The organism is Enterococcus sp. C102(2024) (assembly GCF_040888205.1).
Lineage (GTDB): Bacteria > Bacillota > Bacilli > Lactobacillales > Enterococcaceae > Enterococcus > Enterococcus faecalis.
Map to the genome: position 1 here is coordinate 68,383 of NZ_JBFOHH010000004.1, position 19,474 is coordinate 87,856.

At 37.9% G+C, this 19,474-nt stretch carries 17 protein-coding genes; 4 read left to right on the forward strand and 13 right to left on the reverse strand.

The window, feature by feature from the left end:
* Positions 1–191: 191 nt before the first annotated feature.
* From AB3I34_RS09440 to AB3I34_RS09480, 9 genes are all read right to left on the reverse strand, one after another.
* A complete protein-coding gene (locus tag AB3I34_RS09440; RefSeq protein WP_002356172.1) occupies positions 192–1,145 on the reverse strand; it encodes an ABC transporter permease in 954 nt (317 codons plus the stop codon).
* Positions 1,145–2,278, reverse strand: a complete 1,134-nt coding sequence (locus AB3I34_RS09445) for an ABC transporter permease (RefSeq protein WP_002356171.1) — start codon at positions 2,276–2,278, stop codon at positions 1,145–1,147. The genes AB3I34_RS09440 and AB3I34_RS09445 overlap by 1 nt, the downstream gene beginning before the upstream one ends.
* Complete coding sequence (locus tag AB3I34_RS09450) at positions 2,271–3,839, reverse strand: ABC transporter ATP-binding protein (RefSeq protein ID WP_002381361.1); 1,569 nt, start codon at positions 3,837–3,839, stop codon at positions 2,271–2,273. Before AB3I34_RS09450 ends, AB3I34_RS09445 begins: the two co-directional genes overlap by 8 nt.
* 205 nt (positions 3,840–4,044) lie before the next feature.
* Positions 4,045–5,130: a BMP family protein gene (locus AB3I34_RS09455; RefSeq protein WP_002356169.1), complete on the reverse strand. Its 1,086-nt coding sequence runs from the start codon at positions 5,128–5,130 to the stop codon at positions 4,045–4,047.
* Positions 5,131–5,183: 53 nt separating this feature from the next.
* The gene (locus tag AB3I34_RS09460; RefSeq protein ID WP_002356168.1) at positions 5,184–6,257 is read right to left on the reverse strand and encodes a BMP family protein; all 1,074 of its coding nucleotides are present in this window, start codon (positions 6,255–6,257) and stop codon (positions 5,184–5,186) included.
* A 95-nt stretch (positions 6,258–6,352) separates the two neighbouring features.
* The gene (locus AB3I34_RS09465) at positions 6,353–6,817 is read right to left on the reverse strand and encodes a cytidine deaminase (protein WP_002387503.1); all 465 of its coding nucleotides are present in this window, start codon (positions 6,815–6,817) and stop codon (positions 6,353–6,355) included.
* Positions 6,786–7,448, reverse strand: coding sequence for a deoxyribose-phosphate aldolase (gene deoC / locus AB3I34_RS09470; RefSeq protein ID WP_002359333.1), 663 nt, complete (start codon positions 7,446–7,448; stop codon positions 6,786–6,788). Before deoC ends, AB3I34_RS09465 begins: the two co-directional genes overlap by 32 nt.
* A gap of 27 nt (positions 7,449–7,475) precedes the next feature.
* Positions 7,476–8,777, reverse strand: a complete 1,302-nt coding sequence (locus tag AB3I34_RS09475; RefSeq protein WP_002356165.1) for a pyrimidine-nucleoside phosphorylase — start codon at positions 8,775–8,777, stop codon at positions 7,476–7,478.
* 140 nt (positions 8,778–8,917) lie between these two features.
* Positions 8,918–9,925 carry a substrate-binding domain-containing protein gene (locus tag AB3I34_RS09480; protein WP_002356164.1) on the reverse strand — a complete coding sequence of 336 codons (1,008 nt, stop codon included), beginning with the start codon at positions 9,923–9,925 and terminating at the stop codon, positions 8,918–8,920.
* Positions 9,926–10,066: 141 nt separating this feature from the next.
* On the opposite strand from AB3I34_RS09480, the gene add reads away from it, so the two are divergent.
* Entirely contained in the window at positions 10,067–11,098 is a 1,032-nt protein-coding gene (gene add, locus AB3I34_RS09485; protein WP_025189280.1) for an adenosine deaminase, read from the forward strand.
* 32 nt (positions 11,099–11,130) lie between these two features.
* Here add and AB3I34_RS09490 read toward each other — a convergent pair whose 3' ends face one another.
* Both AB3I34_RS09490 and AB3I34_RS09495 read right to left on the reverse strand, forming a co-directional pair.
* Positions 11,131–11,739, reverse strand: a complete 609-nt coding sequence (locus AB3I34_RS09490) for a class I SAM-dependent methyltransferase (protein ID WP_002356162.1) — start codon at positions 11,737–11,739, stop codon at positions 11,131–11,133.
* Positions 11,740–11,753: 14 nt separating this feature from the next.
* Complete coding sequence (locus AB3I34_RS09495) at positions 11,754–12,341, reverse strand: SGNH/GDSL hydrolase family protein (protein WP_002356161.1); 588 nt, start codon at positions 12,339–12,341, stop codon at positions 11,754–11,756.
* A gap of 154 nt (positions 12,342–12,495) precedes the next feature.
* Between AB3I34_RS09495 and coaA the strand changes: the two genes are divergently transcribed.
* Positions 12,496–13,419 (forward strand): type I pantothenate kinase, encoded by a 924-nt coding sequence (coaA, locus tag AB3I34_RS09500; RefSeq protein WP_002356160.1) that lies wholly within the window; start codon positions 12,496–12,498, stop codon positions 13,417–13,419.
* A 193-nt stretch (positions 13,420–13,612) separates the two neighbouring features.
* Positions 13,613–15,175, forward strand: a complete 1,563-nt coding sequence (gene guaA / locus AB3I34_RS09505) for a glutamine-hydrolyzing GMP synthase (RefSeq protein ID WP_002356158.1) — start codon at positions 13,613–13,615, stop codon at positions 15,173–15,175.
* A gap of 159 nt (positions 15,176–15,334) precedes the next feature.
* Here the strand turns inward: guaA and AB3I34_RS09510 are convergent, their stop codons facing one another.
* Positions 15,335–17,014: a hypothetical protein gene (locus tag AB3I34_RS09510; protein ID WP_010711902.1), complete on the reverse strand. Its 1,680-nt coding sequence runs from the start codon at positions 17,012–17,014 to the stop codon at positions 15,335–15,337.
* Positions 17,015–17,029: 15 nt separating this feature from the next.
* The gene (locus AB3I34_RS09515; RefSeq protein ID WP_010711901.1) at positions 17,030–18,049 is read right to left on the reverse strand and encodes a dsDNA nuclease domain-containing protein; all 1,020 of its coding nucleotides are present in this window, start codon (positions 18,047–18,049) and stop codon (positions 17,030–17,032) included.
* Between the two features lie 278 nt (positions 18,050–18,327).
* Between AB3I34_RS09515 and AB3I34_RS09520 the strand changes: the two genes are divergently transcribed.
* Positions 18,328–19,002 (forward strand): restriction endonuclease, encoded by a 675-nt coding sequence (locus tag AB3I34_RS09520; RefSeq protein WP_080487595.1) that lies wholly within the window; start codon positions 18,328–18,330, stop codon positions 19,000–19,002.
* Positions 19,003–19,474: the final 472 nt, after the last annotated feature.

Genomic DNA, 19,474 nt, shown 5'->3' on the forward strand with positions numbered 1-19,474 from the left:
CTGTTTGGTTTTTTTCAAAATTTCGACACTTCCTTCGAATTGTAAAGAACAGCTAAAAGAAAAAAGAAAAGTTACCTTTATCAACTCGCTTTTTTACAGTGAGGCAGTGCCTAATGCCGCTTGTGTTCAACTGATTATCCTAAGAAAAGAAATGGCCCCCCGTCGCTTTGACGGAGGGCCTATTTCTTTTCTTATTTCGTTTTGACGTAATTTTTCCCGTTCGCTTTTGGTCCCGATGATTTTCCGAAGAACACAACTAGGACTAAAATGGTTAATACGTATGGTGCTGCTTGTAGATAAACTTTTGGAATTTCTGAAATAATTGGTAGGTTTTCCCCAGCAATACTTAAGTTTTGTGCAAAGCCAAAGAATAAGGCTGCGCCCATTGCCCCAAGTGGATTCCATTTACCAAAGATCATTGCGGCCATTGAAATAAACCCTTGTCCTGCAATTGTGGTAATCCCAAAACGACCCGCAATACTTTGAGCAAAGACAGCTCCGCCCATACCGCCTAAGAAGCCGGATAACAAGACGCCAGAATAACGCATTAAGTAGACATTAATTCCCAATGTATCTGCCGCTTGTGGATGTTCTCCCACAGAACGTAACCGTAAGCCAAAACGTGTTTTATAAATGACAAACCAAGCTAAAATCGCAATCAAAATTGCTACGAAAGCTGGCAAAGAGGTTTTTGCAAAGAATAGTTCACCAATCACTGGAATTTTTGACAATCCTGGGAAAGAAAAATAACCAAATGATTGTGTAATCATATCTGTTTGTCCTTTTTGATAAATAACTTTTACTAGGAAAACCCCTAGCGCCGGTGCCATCAAGTTAATGACAGTACCACTGATAATATGATCTGCTCGTAAGTTAATAGTTGCAACGGCATGTAAGAGAGAAAAGACAATCCCGACAACGCCTCCTACTAAACAAGCAATCCATGGTGTCGCCGCGCCAAATGTATCAGCAAACGTCAAGTTAAAAACGACCGAACTGAAAGCGCCCATTACCATAATACCTTCTAAACCAACGTTAACCACACCACTTCGTTCTGAGAACGTTCCGCCTAATGCTGTCAAGATGAGCGGAGTTGCATACACTAATGTTTGCGTGATGATTGAGGAAATTGTTGCTAAATCCATTAGATGTCTCCCCCCTCTTGATTGTTTTTGTCTGGCGCCGCTTCAATTGTTTCTACAATCGCTACTTCTTTTTTACTACCAGACGCTTTTGCTAACAAGAAACGAATTAAATAACTAATTCCCACAAAGAAAATAATCGCTGCAATAACAACATCAACTAATTCGGTTGGTACACCAGCTATCAACGGCATCCCTTGTCCACCAAGTTTTAACATCCCGAACAGTAATGCGGAAAGTAAAATCCCGATTGAGCTACCTGCTCCTAATAGAGACACGGCCATACCATCGAACCCAATGCTCAACGATGTGTTTTGAATAAAGAAGTTTTGGAAAGTTCCCAATCCTTGGACCGCACCACCTAAGCCAGCTAGCGTTCCTGAAATCATCATGGATAAAATAATCGTTCGCTTGCTGCTCATTCCAGCATATTCAGAAGCAAATGGGTTTAACCCCACCGACCGAATTTCAAAACCAAGCGTTGTTTTTTTCATCAAGAACCACACAAGAATAAGGAAAATGAAGGCCAAGAAAATGCCGATGTTCAAACGAGAGCCATCACTGATACTTGTTAAAAACGGTGAGCGTAATGATGCATTCGCACCAATCATTTTGGTGATCCCTTTGTTCGCCATAATACTTGGTTTCATGACATTATTAGCAATATGATTTCCTGTGTACAATAAAATATAATTCAACATAATCGTAACAATAACTTCACTCGTCCCAAAATAGGCACGCAAGAAACCTGGAATGGCTGCTGCTAAAGCTCCTGCAACCGCGCCAACAATAATCGCCACCGGCAACGCAATCATCCGGGGTGCATCAGGCATGGATAAAGCGACCCAAATACTAGCCACCCAACCACATAAGGCTTGTCCAGAAAGCCCGATATTAAAGAATCCAGCCGAATTTGCCACTGAGAATCCTAAAGCGGTAAAAATCAACGGTGCTGCGGTGACAAAAATCTCACCAATACTTTTCTTTCCTTGGAAAGCTGTTTCAAACATCGCTTGATACCCAGCCACTGGGTCATAGCCAAAGATAACCATAATAATTGCCCCTAAGAGGAAACCCATAATAACAGATAACACAGGGACTAAAATATTTCTTATTTTTTCAGAACGATTATTCAACAGTTTCACCTGCCTCTACTTTTGATAACTCAGCGCGGGCTTCTTCCAATGAGTAGCCAGCCATTAACAAGCCCAATTCATTTTCTGTCGTTTCTTTCGGATCAACAATTCCGACAATTTCTCCCGCATGGATAACAGCGATACGATCAGAGACGTTTAAAATTTCGTCTAATTCAAAACTTACTAATAAAACAGCTTTATTTTTATCTCTTTGTTCAATTAGTCGACGATGAATGTATTCAATGGCTCCGACATCTAAACCGCGTGTTGGTTGAGAAACAATCAACAAATCTGGATCACGGTCAACTTCTCGGGCAATAATCGCTTTTTGCTGATTCCCACCTGAAAGCGCCCGAGCTGGTACTAATTCATTAGGAGTCCGTACATCGTATTCTTCAATTAATTCACGGGCGTGTTTGTTAATCATTCGATAGTTTAAAATACCTGTTGAACTGTATGGTTTTTGGTAATACGTTTGTAGGCCAATATTTTCAGCCAATGTCATCTCTAATACCAAGCCATATTTATGTCGGTCTTCAGGAACGTGGGCGACACCCATTTCCGTAATTTCCCGAGGTTTGCGATTAGTAATCTCTTTTTCATTCAAATGAATGGACCCGTTTTCGACTTTGGTTAATCCTGCTAAGGCTTGGATTAATTCTGTTTGTCCATTGCCATCAATCCCCGCAATCCCAACAACTTCCCCTGCTCGGACATCTAAACTAAGATTTTTCACTGCATCTAAGCCGCGGCTTTCTTTCACTACTAAATCTTTAATTGATAAAATTGTTTCTTTCGGTTGCGCTGGTTTTTTCTCTGTTTTGAAGGAAACAGAACGGCCCACCATCATATCGGCTAACTGTTGCGAAGAAACATCTTTCACATTGACGGTGCCAATACTTTGCCCCCGGCGAATGACCGTACAACGGTCTGCCACTTTTTTAATTTCATCTAACTTATGTGTAATTAAAATGATCGATTTGCCTTCATCGGTTAGTTCTTTCAAAATAATCATTAATTCATCAATTTCTTGTGGTGTTAATACTGCGGTTGGTTCGTCAAAAATTAAAACGTTCGCACCACGATATAAGGTCTTTAAAATTTCAACCCGTTGTTGCATACCCACAGAAATATCGCGAATATAGGCATTGGGATTTACATCCAACCCGTATTGCTTAGACACTTCTTCAATCTCTTTTTTCGCTTTTTTCCGGTCTAAAATACCGCCATGGGTAGGTTCACTACCTAAGATAATATTTTCAGTCACAGTAAAGGCTTCAACTAACATAAAATGCTGATGGACCATTCCGATTCCTAAACGATTGGCTGCAGTAGGACTTGTAATGTTGACTTTTTCGCCATTCATATAAATCTCACCTGAGGTCGGTTCCAATAGCCCTGATAAGATATTCATCAAGGTCGACTTGCCTGCACCATTTTCACCTAGCAGTGCGTGGATTTCACCAGGTTTTACTTGTAAATCAATTTGGTCGTTGGCTTTGAACGTCCCAAATTCTTTGGTGATTTTACGCATCTCAATTACGTTTTCTTCTTGAGACAAGGTCTATTCACTTCCTAACAAAATTATATTGGCAATACTTTAGAGGGTAATTTTGACCCTTAACTAAGTAGTTGAAGAACCTCAACTATTTAGTTAAAAATCTAAACATCATAAAGGGTTTCCTTGGCAGCCGTCGCTGCCAAGGACCACTTTATTTTTAGAAGGAACAATAATGAGCCCTTCTTTTTTCATTTAGGAGCTTAAATTATTCTGGTTTTTCTGGGACTTTTACGTCACCTGAGATTACTTTATCTTTTGCTGTTTTAACAGCTTCTTTTGTTTTGTCGTTTAAATAGCCGTCTGTTAAGTCAACGCCACCATCTTTTAATCCATAAACTAAATGTTCGCCACCAGGGAATTTGTCTTCTAACGCACGGTTGGCAATATCTTGAACCGCTGTACCGACACCTTTAAGCGTTGAAGTTAACGTGAAGTTGTCTTCTTTGCCGTCTTTTGTTTTGTACTTGCCATCAGCATCTTGATCGCGGTCAACACCGATTACCCAAACTTTGTCGCCAGAGCCTGATTCATTCAAGTCTTTTGCTTCTTGGAAGACCCCTTGTCCAGTCGCACCAGAAGCATGGAAGATGATATCAACGCCGTTTTGATACATTGCAGCAGCTAAAGCTTTCCCTTTAGCAGGATCAGCAAATGAAGCCGCATATTTTGTATCAACAGTAATTTCTTTACCTAATTCTTTCGCAGCATCAGCCACACCTTTTTCAAAACCAGCTTGGAAACGGTCAATTACGACCCCTTCTTCACCACCAACAAAACCGACTTTGTTCGTTTTTGTTTCGTTTGCAGCAGCAACACCGGCTAAGTAAGCTGCTTCATTATCTCTAAATGTTGCAGAAACGACATTCTTTTTGCCATCGATTTGATCATCGATTAAAACAAAGTTTGTATCAGGGTTGGCATCTGCTGCAGAAGAAATTGCATCTTTTAGCAAGTAGCCAATACCAAAGATTGTGTTGAATTTACTTGATACCGCTTGGTCAATATTTGTTGTATAGTCAGCTGCATCATTCGATTGAATATATGCATACCCTTTTGAACCTTCTGGTAAATCATGTTCTTTACCCCAAGCTTGCAATCCTTCCCAAGAAGATTGGTTGAACGACTTGTCATCCACGCCGCCTGTATCTGTAATGATTACAGCACTATGCGCTGCATCCCCTTTGCCACCGCCGCTTTCAGCGGTTTTTCCTTTGCCACCACCACATGCTGCAAGTGAAACTGATAAACCTAATGCAATCAAACTAAAACCGAATAATTTTGCTTTTTTCATTTCTGTAAAGCCTCCTAAAAATAGTTTAATGTATTTAAACAACTAAGTTGTTTCTAAGGTTGGTCTGGGACTTTTACGTCACCAGAGATGATTTGTTCTTTGGCTTCTTTAACTGCCGTTTTGGCTTGATCGCTTAAGGCTTCTGTTGTTAAATCAACACCGCCATCTTTCAATCCATAAGTTAAATGTTCGCCGCCAGGGAATTTATCTTCTAATGCAAGATCAGAGATTTTTTTTACAGCAATATTTACACCTTTAATGGTTGAAGCTAACGTTAAGTTATCATCCTTGCCATCTTTGGTTGTATATTTACCGTCTTCGTTTTGGTCACGGTCAACACCAATCACCCAAACTTTATCTTTTGAACCTGTTTCATTTAGCGCTTTGGCTTCTTGGAAGATTCCTTGTCCTGTAGTCGCCGCTGCGTGATAAATAATGTCGGCACCTGCTTGATACATAGAAGAAGCTAAGGCCCGTCCTTTTGAAGCGTCTGCAAATGTCCCTGCATAAGTAGACGTAATTTGAATATCTTTGCCTAATTTTTTGCCAGCGTCTGCTACACCTTTTTCAAAACCAGCTTGGAAACGGCCAATAACAGGTCCTTCAACCCCGCCGATAAATCCTACTTTGTTGGTTTTCGTAGTGTTAGCTGCTGCCACACCTGCTAAATACGCAGATTCATTATCTCTAAATGTTGCAGAAGCGACGTTGTTTTTCCCATTAACTGTATCGTCGATTAGAACGAAATTCGTTTCTGGGTTGGCGTCCGCTGCATCTACTACTGCATTTTTTAGTAAATAGCCAATGCCAAAAATCGTTTTAAATTGACTTGAAATGGCTTGGTCAATGTTTGATGTATAATCAGATGCTTCATTTGATTGAATATACGCGTACCCTTGAGGTCCTTCTGGAAGTTTGTGCTCTTTGCCCCACTCTTGCATTCCTTCCCACGCAGATTGGTTAAAAGATTTGTCATCAATGCCGGCTGTATCTGTGACCATTACGACACTATGTTGTGGATCACCTTTTGTGTTGGCGTTCTTTTTGCTATTGCCACCACATGCAGCTAACCCAATGGTTAAGGCAACTGCCGCTAATCCTAGACCTAAAAATTTTGCTTGTTTCACTTTCCGAAAAGCCCCCTACTATTTTATCTATTATTTCATTCGCATTTATGCTATTGAAATCTACTTTGAGCCCAACGAAACCTTATGTCCTTTTTTTAAAAATCTTTATCTGTAAATGAATAGGGCAATAATGCCTCAACTGTCATTGTTTTAGTCGCGCCATCTTTACCAACTAGCGTGACCGGCATTTGTGGATCAAAGAATTCAGCCATTACTTGACGACAAGCGCCACATGGAGAAATGGGTGCCTCTGTATTACCTGCTACAACTAAATGTTGGAAGGTCCGTTCATCTTCTGAAATGGCTTTAAAAATCGCCGTTCTTTCTGCACAATTTGTTAAACCAAAGGAGGCATTTTCAATGTTGACTCCTTGATACATTTTCCCGTCTGCAGTCACTAAGCAAGCGCCCACAGGAAAATTAGAATACGGTACATAGGCGTGTGCCAATGCTTCTACGGCACAATCAAGCCATTCTTGTTTTACTGTCATCTTTTTCGCCACACCTTCGTTTAATTTGAAATACGAATTAATACCCTTCGCCAGTTGCGCCAGAAACAATTGCTACACCCGTACTTGCACCGATGCGTGTTGCCCCCGCTTCAATCATTGCTAACGCTTCTTCTGCATTATGCACGCCACCAGAAGCCTTAACGCCCATGTCAGGACCAACTGTCTCACGCATTAAACGAATGTCTGCTACTTTAGCGCCGCCTGTTGAGAAGCCAGTAGATGTTTTAACGAAATCGGCACCTGCTTCTTTGGCTAACTCACAAGCTTTAACTTTTTCTTCGTCTGTTAATAATGCTGTTTCAATAATCACTTTGACTAACGCTTTTCCTTTGGCTGCATCTACTACGCCTTGAATGTCTTGACGTACGTGATCATATTGTTGTGATTTTAATGCACCAATATTAATCACCATATCCACTTCATTCGCACCATTTTTAATCGCATCAGCTGCTTCGTATGCTTTAACTTCTGGTGTATTTGCCCCCAAAGGAAAGCCAATAACGGTACACACAGCGACGTCGGTATCTGCTAATTGCTCGCTAGCAAAAGCGACCCAACAAGGATTGATACATACAGAGAAAAAGTTGTACTCCTTAGCTTCGTCAATAATTTTTTGGACAGCGGCTTCTGTCGCTTCTGGTTTCAAAATAGTGTGGTCAATCATGCGGTTTAATTCCATGATGAGAATTCCTCTTTTCTTTTTGTTTTATTCCGTAATAATATCGTGAATCAAAATAGGCTCTTCGCCGGTTGGTCCAATTTCAATGTTTTTATAAAGCAATTGTTCAACTTCTGTCACGTCTTCACGATTGGCGTAAATGGTCAATAATGATTCGCCTTTTTCAACTGGGCTCCCCACTTTTTTGTGAAGTTTCAAGCCAACTGCAAAATCAATCGTATCTTCTTTCGTAGCACGACCAGCGCCCAGCAACATTGCGGCAACGCCAATTTCATTGGCAACGATTTTTTGTACCACGCCTGTTTCTTTGGCAGGTAAATCAAATTGATAAGTTGCGGTTAATAATTTTTCTGGCTGGTCAACAACGGAACTGTCGCCGCCTTGATTTTCAATCATTTCTTTAAATTTTGCGAGCGCTCGACCGCTTGTTAATGCTTCTTCTAATAAAGCCCGTGCTTCGTCTAACGTCTCGGCTTTTTTAGCTAAAACGACCATCTGACTTCCTAAGACATAGCACATCTCCACTAAATCTTCTGGCCCATTTCCTTGCAAGGTCTCGATTGCTTCAACGATTTCTAAACTATTTCCGATGGCCTCCCCTAAAGGTTGTGACATGTCTGAAATTACTGCCATCGTTTGGCGATTTGCCAGTTTTCCAATGCGAACCATTGTTTCCGCTAATCGACGAGCACTTGCTAGGTCTTTCATAAAGGCCCCTTCACCAGTAGTCACGTCTAAGACAATCGCATCTGCCCCTGCGGCAATTTTTTTACTCATAATGGAACTTGCAATTAATGGAATTGAGTCAACAGTGGCGGTCACATCGCGTAACGCATAAAGTTTTTTGTCTGCTGGTGCTAGATCACCTGACTGACCAATTACTGCCACTTTTGTATCGTTGACCAATTGAATAAAACGTTCTTCTGTCAATTCAACTTTAAAACCAGGAATCGCTTCTAATTTATCCAACGTACCGCCCGTGTAGCCTAAGCCACGACCAGACATTTTTGCTACATTGACCCCGACACTAGCAACTAATGGCGCTAAAATAAGCGTCGTAGTGTCGCCTACGCCACCTGTAGAATGCTTGTCGACTTTGATTCCTTCTATAGAAGAAAGATCCACAATTTCGCCTGAATGGACCATTGCTAACGTCATTTGTGTAATTTCTTCGTCTGTCATATCTTGGTAAAAAACAGCCATTAAAAAGGCACTTACCTGATAATCTGGAATTGAACCATCTGTGTATCCGTTGATAATAAATTGAATTTCTTCGCTTGTTAGTTGATGCCCGTCACGTTTCTTTTCAATAATGTCTACCATTCTCATGAATTCGTTCCCTCCGATTTCCCGATAATGTATTATACAACAAAATCGTTCAGCTTTAAACCATTTAGTAAACCAGTTTACTATTATTTTTTTCTTGTGAAAACGCAAACAACACGAACATTCTATTTCTAAGCTGTTTTTTAAATCGGTTTTGTGCTTTTTCTAGCAATAAACGTCGCATCAAAAACTTTATTTGGAACTTTCCCTGTTGGATCTGCAATAGCTTCCACCAAAAATTTTGCTGCATAATAGCCAATATCAAAACTCGGCTGATAGACGGTTGTTAAACTCGGCACCAAATATTCGGAAATTTCCAAGCCATCAAAACCAACCACCGAAATATCGTCAGGAATTTTCTTGCCCGCTTCTTCAATGGCTTGATAAGCTCCCATCGCCATTTCATCATTGCCACAAAAAATTGCTGTGATTTCTTCATTTTTCAAAACTTCTTTCGCCGCAGCATAGCCGCCATGCAAGTTCAATTCCCCAGCACAAACATAATGCGGACGAAAAGGTAAATTGTTGTCCTGTAACGCATGCTGATACGCCGTCACTCGTTCCGTTAAACGATAATAGCCGGCACTTTCACGCAACATGCCAATATGCTGATGGCCTTGTTGAATCAAATGATGGACCGCTTGATAAGCACCTTCGTACTCTTTAACGATTAATCGTCCACTATCTCGTGGATTAATCCCACGATCGACAAGAATGACAGGAATCGGATGTTCTCGTCGGTCTTTTAAAATATGATTTTCTGGCAAAACATTCGGCGTGGCAAAAATAATGCCATCCACCGACCGATGAATCAACTCGCTAACATATTGCATCGCTTGCTCGGAATCATGCTTTGAATTGCATAACAAAATCATGTAGCCTAACGAATTTAAATATGTTTCTACACCTTCAATCACTTTTGAGAAAAAGAAATCCGTCACATCTGGCACAATCATACCAATGGTTTTGGAATGACGGTTGATTACATTCGAAGCAAAGTAATCTGGTTTGTAATGATTTTCAGCGACTACCGCCAACACCTTGTTGCGGGTTTTTTCACTGAAACGACTCCCTTTATTATTCAGAATTTGTGAGACGGTTGTGACAGAAACACCAGCCATATCAGCAATTTCTTTAATCGTTAGTTTCATCGCGCCCCTCCCAACGTCTCCTTTTGCATTGACAGACATTTGTAGACGTGTTACAGTCTTCAAAATACTTATCGAATCTTTTACATTTTAACAAAAAAAAGACAAAAGAAATAGACTAAAAAGATTAAAAAACAAAAGAAAATGGAGGCTATTTTTTTCATGGAAGAATCCCGTGTCCGTCAATTACCAAAAATCGAGCTGCACTGTCACTTAGATGGGTCGATTCGACCAACCACTTTACGCACCATTGCTGAAAAACAAAACATTCCATTACCCCAAGACGAACAAGCCTTGAAAGAGTTAGTGGTTGCCCCTGAAAAATGCACCGATTTGAATGATTATTTAACTCGGTTCGACTTCGTGCTAACCTGTCTACAAACGGCCGAAGCTTTGCAAGCAGCGGCGTATGACGTGATTAGCCAAGCTGCCGAAGATGGCGTGGCCTACATAGAGGTGCGTTTTGCGCCTTCCCAACATACAGAAAAAGGCTTACGGTTACCTGAAATCGTGACTGCTGTTTTAACTGGCTTAAAACAAGGCGAAGAAGATTTTGGTGTAAAAAGCAATGCACTGTTATGCGGCATGCGACATGACCAACAACAAGCCATAGAAAAAATCGTTCACTTAGCGCATGATTTCAGAGAAACAGGCGTTGTCGGCTTTGATTTAGCTGGCAATGAAGTCGATTTTCCTCCATACACATTTGAAGACGTATTAGCTTTAGCCAACCAATTGTCAATTCCATTAACACTCCACGCTGGGGAATGCGGCTGTGGCAAAAATGTCGCTGATGCTGTCACTTTAGGTGCCACTCGGATTGGCCACGGTATTGCTTTGAAAGATACACCCGAATATTTGGCGCTCTTAAAAGAAAAAAAGGTTCTTTTAGAAATGTGTCCAACTAGCAACTTCCAAACAGGCACCGTCAAAACATTGGCTGAATACCCTTTTCAACAATTTATAGAGGCTGGCTTAGCCGTCTGCATCAATACCGATAATCGCACTGTTTCAGATACTACGTTAACGAAAGAATTCATGAAATTGGCCACTTGGTATCAATTAAGTTATGACGAAATGAAGCAACTCACTAAAAATGCGCTTGCAGGTGCTTTTTTATCGCCAGACGAAAAAAAAATGTTGAACCAAAAAATTGATCAAGCATATCTATTCTAAAAAAGAACCGCCACTAAAGTGGCGGTTCTTTTTTACTCTGCTTCTTTAACACTTCGTAAAATATAATAGCCTTTGTCTTTTGTCACAATTTCAACATTGCCAAATACTTCAGCCATTTTCTTTTCTGCACTAGGTGCGCCTTGTTTCTTTTGAATAACCACCGTTAGTGTGCCACCAACTTTCAACAACGGAAAAGCCCCTGTTAAAATGCCATGGACAACTTTTTTGCCTGCACGAATGGGCGGATTGCTAACAATCGCCGCGTAGGTCGTTTCGTTTAAGGTTTCATACACATTGGAAGAATGGATATCCACAGTAGTAATTTGGTTGCGTTGGGCGTTCATTTGAGCTAGCCCAACCGCCCGTTGGTTGACATCCACCATTTCCACCAGTCGACCAGTCGCCGCTGCTAAGGACAACCCAATTGGTCCATAGCCACAACCAACATCTAACAAACGGCCTGCTGGTAAATTTTCCCATTCAAAGGCATCAATCAACACACGAGAACCATAATCCACTGTTCCTCTTGAGAAGACCCCGCTATCGGTCGTAAACTGAAAGGTCCGACCACGTAATGGAAAAGACCAGCTTTCTAAATCATGTGCTAATTCTGGATTTTCTGTATAATAATGATTCGCCATTTTGTTCTTCCTATCTATGCTTGTTTTGGTTTTAGTCTACCTTTTATTTCTCGAACAATCAAGGCACCTAATAATTCATAGCCCACTTGTGAAAAATGCAAACCATCTGCTTGTAAAAATTCATCCGTTCCAGGATAAACAGTCATCGCTTTATACAAATCAATAACTGGCAAGTTATGTGCCGCTCCGACTTCTTGTGCAACCTTGACCAATTCCTTGATACGCGTTTGTGGACGTTCTGGACGTCTGCCACTATCCGCATATGGTGGCGTAATTAAAATCACCTTTTCTGAACCAATTTCGTGAATCATTGTTTCAAGGTTTTCTCTAAACGTGGCTACTGTTATATTTCGATCCAGTGACGCATCATTGGCGCCAAAGAAAATCACTACCTCATCAGGTTTCTCAATTAGCACTTCTTTATTTAATCGTTTTAAACCATCTTCTGTTGTATCGCCAGGCATTCCAGCATTAATGACAGCCACTTCTTCTAGACCCATCGCAGCAATATCCCGTTTCACTAAGTCAACAAGAACAGGTGAGACGGCTTCGTCTAAATAACCAGCAGTAATGCTATCACCAAATAATACAATTTTTCTCATGGCTTTTCCCCTCTTTTCTAACAGTTTTCTCTTTTCATGATACCATTTTCATCATAAATTGGCGAAGAAGGGAATTCTTTTGTAAAATCCTGTGTTTCCCTTGTGAAATTATGGTAAAATGTACAAAGATTGAACAGGGTTTGGTGGAGGAACAATGGACGATAAAATGAATTACTACCCAATTTCCAGAGAAGAATGGCATGGGTTTTATCATGACGGCAAAGCACCGTTAACCGAAGCAGAATTGGATAACATTAAAAGTGTGAACGACCAAATTTCACTAAAAGATGTACAAGAAATTTATGTACCCTTAACGCATCTTATTCATTTATACATGAAAGAATTTGAATCGCTAACACTTAGCAAAGGATTATTCCTACATGAATATGTCTCTGTACCACCATTCATCATTGGAATTGCCGGCAGTGTCGCCGTTGGTAAAAGCACCACCGCTCGTCTTTTGCAAAGAATTCTGGCCCGAACGTTTAAACGAAGAAACGTTCAACTCATTACAACGGATGGATTTTTGTATCCCAATAAAGTGTTAGAAGAACAGGGAATTATGGACCGAAAAGGGTTTCCTGAAAGTTATGACATGGAGAAGCTAATTAATTTCTTAAACGAAGTCAAAAGCGGCAAAGACGAAATTAAAGCACCCGTCTATTCTCACAGTGTCTACGATGTTATCGAAGGCGAATATGAGTTGATTCAACAACCAGATATTCTGATTGTTGAAGGCATTAACACCTTACAGTTACCCGCCAATCAACAAATTTATGTGAGTGATTTTTTTGATTTTTCTATTTTTGTAGATGCCGATCCAGCCTTAATTGAAAAATGGTACCTAGAACGTTTTGGGGCCTTATTAGATACGGCTTTCTTAGATCCTAATAATTATTATTACCAATATGCAATTGGCAAACGAGAAGATGCTTTCGCCATGGCACGGAATGTTTGGAAAACCGTGAACTTACCGAACTTGGAGGAATATATCTTGCCAACGCGCGGACGTGCGGACATTATTTTGCATAAAACGGAAAATCATTTGATTGACCAAATCTATCTACGTAAATATTAAGGGTTGACGAGCTAAGAAATATCCTGTATCTTTTGTAGAAATATCCTTGAAAATTTTCAGCAGAATGCATGACTTTCAAGGAGTAAAATGTTTTAATAAGTATAGCTAGACAAAGAAGAGTACGGAACAAAAGTGAACCACTTTTTAACCGCCTTTTCTTTAGATAAATTTAAATGGATAAGGGGTAATAGACGTGACTAACGTTGCCGATTTGACATCTGTCGAAAAAATTATTGTTTTAGACTTTGGTAGTCAGTTTAACCAATTGATTACTCGTCGTATTCGTGAATTTGGCGTATTCTCTGAGTTATTAAGCCACCGAACTACGGCAGAAGAAATTCGCAAAATCGCGCCTAAAGGAATCATCTTCTCAGGTGGACCAAACAGCGTGTATGACAAAGATGCTTTTAGCATTGATCCAGAAATTTATGAGTTAGGAATTCCCATTCTTGGCATCTGCTACGGTATGCAATTAATGACTCATAACTTAGGCGGAAAAGTAGAACCTGCCGCAAACCGTGAATACGGAAAAGCAGAATTAGAAATCCTTGGTGATGCGACATTATTCCAAGGAACACCTGCGAAACAAACCGTTTGGATGAGCCACGGTGATTTAGTAACAGAAATCGCTCCTGGATTCGAAAAAGTTGGGACAAGCAACGATTGTCCAATCGCTTCTATCGAAGATGCCAACCGCAAATTCTACGGCGTACAATTTCACCCAGAAGTTCGGCATTCAGAATATGGTAACGACTTATTACGTCACTTTGCTTTTGATGTTTGTGGCTGTACTGGTGACTGGAGCATGGAAAACTTCATCGATATGGAAGTCGCTAAAATCCGTGAACAAGTAGGCGATAAAAAAGTCTTACTTGGTTTATCAGGTGGCGTTGACTCAAGTGTTGTCGGCGTGCTTTTACAAAAAGCCATTGGCGACCAATTAACTTGTATCTTCGTTGACCATGGATTATTACGTAAAGGTGAAGCAGAACAAGTAATGGAAAGTTTAGGCGGTAAATTTGGCTTAAACATTATTAAAGTAGATGCGAAAGAACGCTTCTTAAGCAAATTAGCAGGCGTTTCTGACCCTGAACAAAAACGTAAAATCATCGGTAACGAATTTGTGTATGTTTTTGATGACGAAGCAACTAAACTTGCCGGGGAAGAAGGCGTTTCATTCCTAGCACAAGGAACTCTTTACACAGACGTCATCGAATCTGGTACAGAAACTGCGCAAACAATTAAATCACATCACAACGTTGGTGGTCTTCCTGAAGACATGCAATTTGAATTAATTGAACCTTTAAATACATTATTCAAAGACGAAGTTCGTGCCTTAGGAACTGAACTTGGCATGCCTGATGCAATCGTTTGGCGCCAACCATTCCCAGGACCAGGATTAGGTATTCGTGTGCTTGGTGAAATTACAGAAGATAAATTACAAATCGTTCGTGATTCAGATGCTATCCTACGTGAAGAAATCGCAGCAGCTGGCTTAGATCGTGACATCTGGCAGTACTTTACTGTCTTACCTGGCATCCGCTCAGTAGGCGTTATGGGCGATGGCCGTACCTACGATTACACAGTCGGTATCCGTGCTGTGACTTCTATCGACGGCATGACCGCTGACTTTGCTCGTATCCCTTGGGATGTTTTACAAAAAATCTCTGTGCGCATCGTGAACGAAGTTGCACATGTAAACCGTATCGTGTACGATATTACTTCAAAACCACCTGCAACTGTGGAGTGGGAATAGCCTAAAATCACAAGGTTCAATAGAATCAAGGTTTTTTAAGGCGTTTGTAGAGGTATAAAACAGCTTAAAAACGGGTTAGTTCGGGTTAAGTGTCCCCGAACGGTCCCCAAAAACTAAAATAAAGAGCTTAGGACAAATGTCCCAAGCTCTTTAAAAATTTTATTCTAAATTAGCTTTATACTTTATATATATGTCTTCATATTCTTTTGTAAAGAGACCTCTATTCTTTTTCAAATTCAAAATATTTAATTCAACCCCACTCTCCATAATTCTTTTTATTGTTTCTTCATTATCTGTAACGGATAAAAAGCTTTGTGTGAAATGCCCCATTTTTGATACTAAAAAATCTGTAGTCTTATTAAAATCGTTTTTGGAAAAATCATCTTTAATATAAGTATCTATATATATAGGTAACGAAGTACATAAATCATTTTTATCAATTATTTCATAAATCGATAAATATTGTGATAAAAATGCTTGAACTTTTGATAAGCCAGATTGATTAATGTTAACCGATTCGAAGTTAGTTCTGTAATATGCATTATATGAAAATGGAATATCCAACTCCTCAAAAGCTGACCTCATCAATTTTTGATATTTTTCATGAATACGATTTTTATTTAAACTATTTAATTGCTCCTCAATTAATTCAAGCTCTTCTTCAATTTTATACCTACTATTTCGTAATTCATTTATTTCTTTTTCTAATTTAATATTTACTTGAGAAAAAGCATAACTTTCGGCTCTTTCAGAAAGAGATATAGTTTCATTTGTAGCATTCATTTTTTTATTGAAATCATTTTCTCTCTCTAAAGTGTTTTTTAACTCTGTTTTTATGGTAGATAGTTCATTTCTATTTTCCTCAAACAACAAAACTAATTTTTCTCTTTCATTAATTAAATTTTCTTTTTTCAAAAGTAATTCATAGTTATCTGACATTTTTTTATATATCAGTTGATTACAATTTGGACAATGCGCTTCTAACTCCTCTGGTATGATTTGATTTATTACTTGATTCAGCTGTGCTATTTGGCTTTCCATTCTGTTGTGATCATATAAAGACTTATTATACTTATCTTTCAGTTTATGTTCTGTATTAACAATATTTTCATAAACAGACAGAACTACTTTATATTTTTCTTGGAATTTATCTATATCAACGTCTTCTATTATTTTCATATTTGCCAAATTTTCTTGTAAAATAGTATTTTTACTCTCTATTAAGGAATTTGTATATAATAAACGCTTCTTTTGTTCATTTTTGCGTAAACTCAACCTGTAGTATTCATTAGAACGCATTCCTGTATAAAATTCTAGTACTATTTTTTTGTAATTATTTATGAAATTTATATTTGAAAATGTAGAATTTAGATAAGTTTGCCAACTATAATCTTGATCCATATAGAATGGCAAAAATAGATGGTTGGGATATAATTTTGTTTTTTCTCCTTGTTTATCCAAAGTCTCTAAATCTATATTCAATACTTCGTTCAACTTATCCTTAAAGTCTTTAGTACTAAAATAGGTATGAGACTCATTGTTAGAAAATAATTTGAAATAGTTTTTACCTTTCCCTTTTTCAACTAATTTTCTTCTAACCAGAATATAGTCTGACTGGTTTACCGTAAATTCTATTACAAAGATCAAATTGTTATTTTGATTTTGTAATTCAAAATTACGAACATCACATCCAAATGTATACATAATAGCTCTGGCTAAAGAAGTTTTCCCAGAATCTTTTTCTCCAACAATCAAATTCAAACCTTTTTCGAAAGTTTCATGAAATGCTTTAGAGTTTAAAGAGTCTAATATAGAAAATTTTCTTATTTTTAAATGCAATTCTATCACCTCGTGTTAAATTACTAATAATATTAACGCCTTTATTTCATGTTCTTCCAATCTTAAAACCATGTCTTCACATTGATAATTGTTAAGTATCTCCTCATAAAAATCATTAATACTATCATAAATATTCAACTCATATAATTCCTTAAGGATATGGTAATCTTTATTGATTGCGTGTTGTTCGATTGTATAAATATTTTTATACATTTCAAAACTTCGTTTTATGCTTAATCTCCCTTGATCTTCACTGCTTAAATTATTGGAAACTAAATGAAACTCTTTATCGTTATCCATTTTCAAATATTTTTTTAACTCTTCCATTAAAAAACTATACGTTAAGCTCTTTTTACTTTTTCTAATACTTTTTATTTTTAATAACAGCGATGCATAAAGTGCTCTACTATTAATTTTATTAGAACCAAATTTTTCAGTTATTACATCTTCTATAAAGATGCGTGTGACTTCTTCATGATAAGGCTTAGGAATTAATCTTCTTGCTTTTATATTTTCCCAGTCGTAAGAAGTGTGTTTTGTTTTTGTGACTATTTCCTTTTTTACTTTGTCGCCTATATCTTCAAAACATAATACTCTCATATCCTTTAACAATTCAGGAGCTTCTTTTTTGTTATTCCATAAATTATTGGAAAATTCTTTTGTCGTACAAGTTACTAAAGTTGTTTCCACAGGTAATTCTGAAAATTCCCTTTTTACTTCTAAATAATTATCATACATTTTTTCAATAATAGACTCTTTTTTATCTGTACTCTTACTTCTATTTTGTGTTAAACAACCTAATGTGATATTAGTATTAATTCCTTTAGATTGATACAGGTTTATTTTTTCTGATATTATTATAAAATCTTCAATTTTTTCATATAAAAGTGCAAATGGGTTGTCCTCAGCAATTTTTTCAAACATTAAATAAATTGCAGAAGATAATTGAAATTCAAAACCATCTAATGCACTGTCACCACCTATTTCTGTATCAGTTAATTGTGATATTCCATCAGCAATTTTCAGCATATCCATATTTATTTTCACCTACCCTTAATTTACACTCAATTTAATATTAAATTGAGTTAAATAAACCATTTATGCATATTTCACTTTATTACCTATAACTATAATACCAAATGAAAGGAGAATGTTTAACAAAAAGTTGACCTCATCATATTTTTTTATATTTTCTATCAATACAAGCTATCTCAACCATACTCAACGTGTTATAATCCAAACAAGGAGTTGATCATATTGTGTTCAAAAATAAAGAAGACAGACTCGAATCTCTTGTTCAATATGTATACTAAGTGCTATCTAATTCCTCAAATCAAAAAATAGAAGTCATTAACAAGCATGACATAATTGGTAAATCAGGAGTTAAGCACAATATAGATGTATATTATCAATTCAAATTAAATGGAATAACCCATAAGGTTATTTTTGAATGCAAGAACTGGAAGACAAAAATATCGAAAGAAAAGGTTTTGGCTTTTAAATCAATTCTGGATGATATTCCTAATTCAGTAGGAATAATGATAGCTCCCAAAGGTTATCAGCATGGTGCAAAACAGTTTGCTGAACATCATGGAATAGAGCTAGTATCAGGAATCGAAAAATCATTACTCACTTTAACTGCTGGCGAAAAATTAAATGTCATTTTACCTGATAAATCTGTAGTTGGTCAACCATTCTATTGTATTATGGAGAGTGGGGGAGACGATCAAATAACTGGTACATATATGAGAAATATATCAGCGAATGGGAAATCTTTTTTACGTCTATTTTTTTCAAAAGTAGAAGCTATAGAAAACTCAAATTTAATTTACGGAAAGACAGTAGTTAGAGGTTTGGATAAAAAGCACTTTGCAATACTTTGTGATTATAGTGAAAATTTTGAACTGCAATTAGCTATCCAACCATTTCTACAGGAACAAGCCATAGGTGTAGAACCCCGAATGATAAGGGATTACTTTCTTGATTAACCAAACCATACAATTTTAAATTTTCAAGATAGTGTAAAACTAAGCCAAATTAATAAATTAGTAAATATTTTTGTACTGTAAGCAAACATACTAAGATTAGAGAGGAAGGAAACTTGTCTTAGTATGTTTCTTGCTATCTTTATTGGGAAAGTGGATAGTAGACTTCATCAGTATTTGAAGAAGCTTGTCCTATTACAGTTCTATCCTGACTGATGTCCGTTTTACCTGAAACAAAGAATTCTGAAAATGATACTCTCTTAGATGAAAAACAACTCTTGCCCCCTGTATTCCCAAGATTTGTTCCTACAACAAGCTGCTGATTTTTCTCTTTTATTAAAAAAGTGCTGTCCCCAGAGGATACTATGACTGCTTAGAAACACTGTAATAACAATAGGTTTTCTAGCGGGTTTTCTTTTGCGTTATCACACTTTCCTCCCACCATTCTCCATTTTTCCTTTGCTCCACCGCCCTC

What these genes read in the sequence shown, in the direction of transcription:
- AB3I34_RS09490 (WP_002356162.1), bottom strand. Translation starts at nt 11,739, where the DNA reads ATGGCGAATCATTATTATACAGAAAATCCAGAATTAGCACATGATTTA.
- AB3I34_RS09495 (WP_002356161.1), bottom strand. Translation starts at nt 12,341, where the DNA reads ATGAGAAAAATTGTATTATTTGGTGATAGCATTACTGCTGGTTATTTA.
- AB3I34_RS09440 (WP_002356172.1), bottom strand. Translation starts at nt 1,145, where the DNA reads ATGGATTTAGCAACAATTTCCTCAATCATCACGCAAACATTAGTGTAT.
- AB3I34_RS09515 (WP_010711901.1), bottom strand. Translation starts at nt 18,049, where the DNA reads ATGGATATGCTGAAAATTGCTGATGGAATATCACAATTAACTGATACA.
- coaA (WP_002356160.1), top strand. Translation starts at nt 12,496, where the DNA reads ATGGACGATAAAATGAATTACTACCCAATTTCCAGAGAAGAATGGCAT.
- AB3I34_RS09480 (WP_002356164.1), bottom strand. Translation starts at nt 9,925, where the DNA reads ATGAAACTAACGATTAAAGAAATTGCTGATATGGCTGGTGTTTCTGTC.
- AB3I34_RS09475 (WP_002356165.1), bottom strand. Translation starts at nt 8,777, where the DNA reads ATGAGAATGGTAGACATTATTGAAAAGAAACGTGACGGGCATCAACTA.
- deoC (WP_002359333.1), bottom strand. Translation starts at nt 7,448, where the DNA reads ATGGAATTAAACCGCATGATTGACCACACTATTTTGAAACCAGAAGCG.
- add (WP_025189280.1), top strand. Translation starts at nt 10,067, where the DNA reads ATGGAGGCTATTTTTTTCATGGAAGAATCCCGTGTCCGTCAATTACCA.
- AB3I34_RS09455 (WP_002356169.1), bottom strand. Translation starts at nt 5,130, where the DNA reads ATGAAAAAAGCAAAATTATTCGGTTTTAGTTTGATTGCATTAGGTTTA.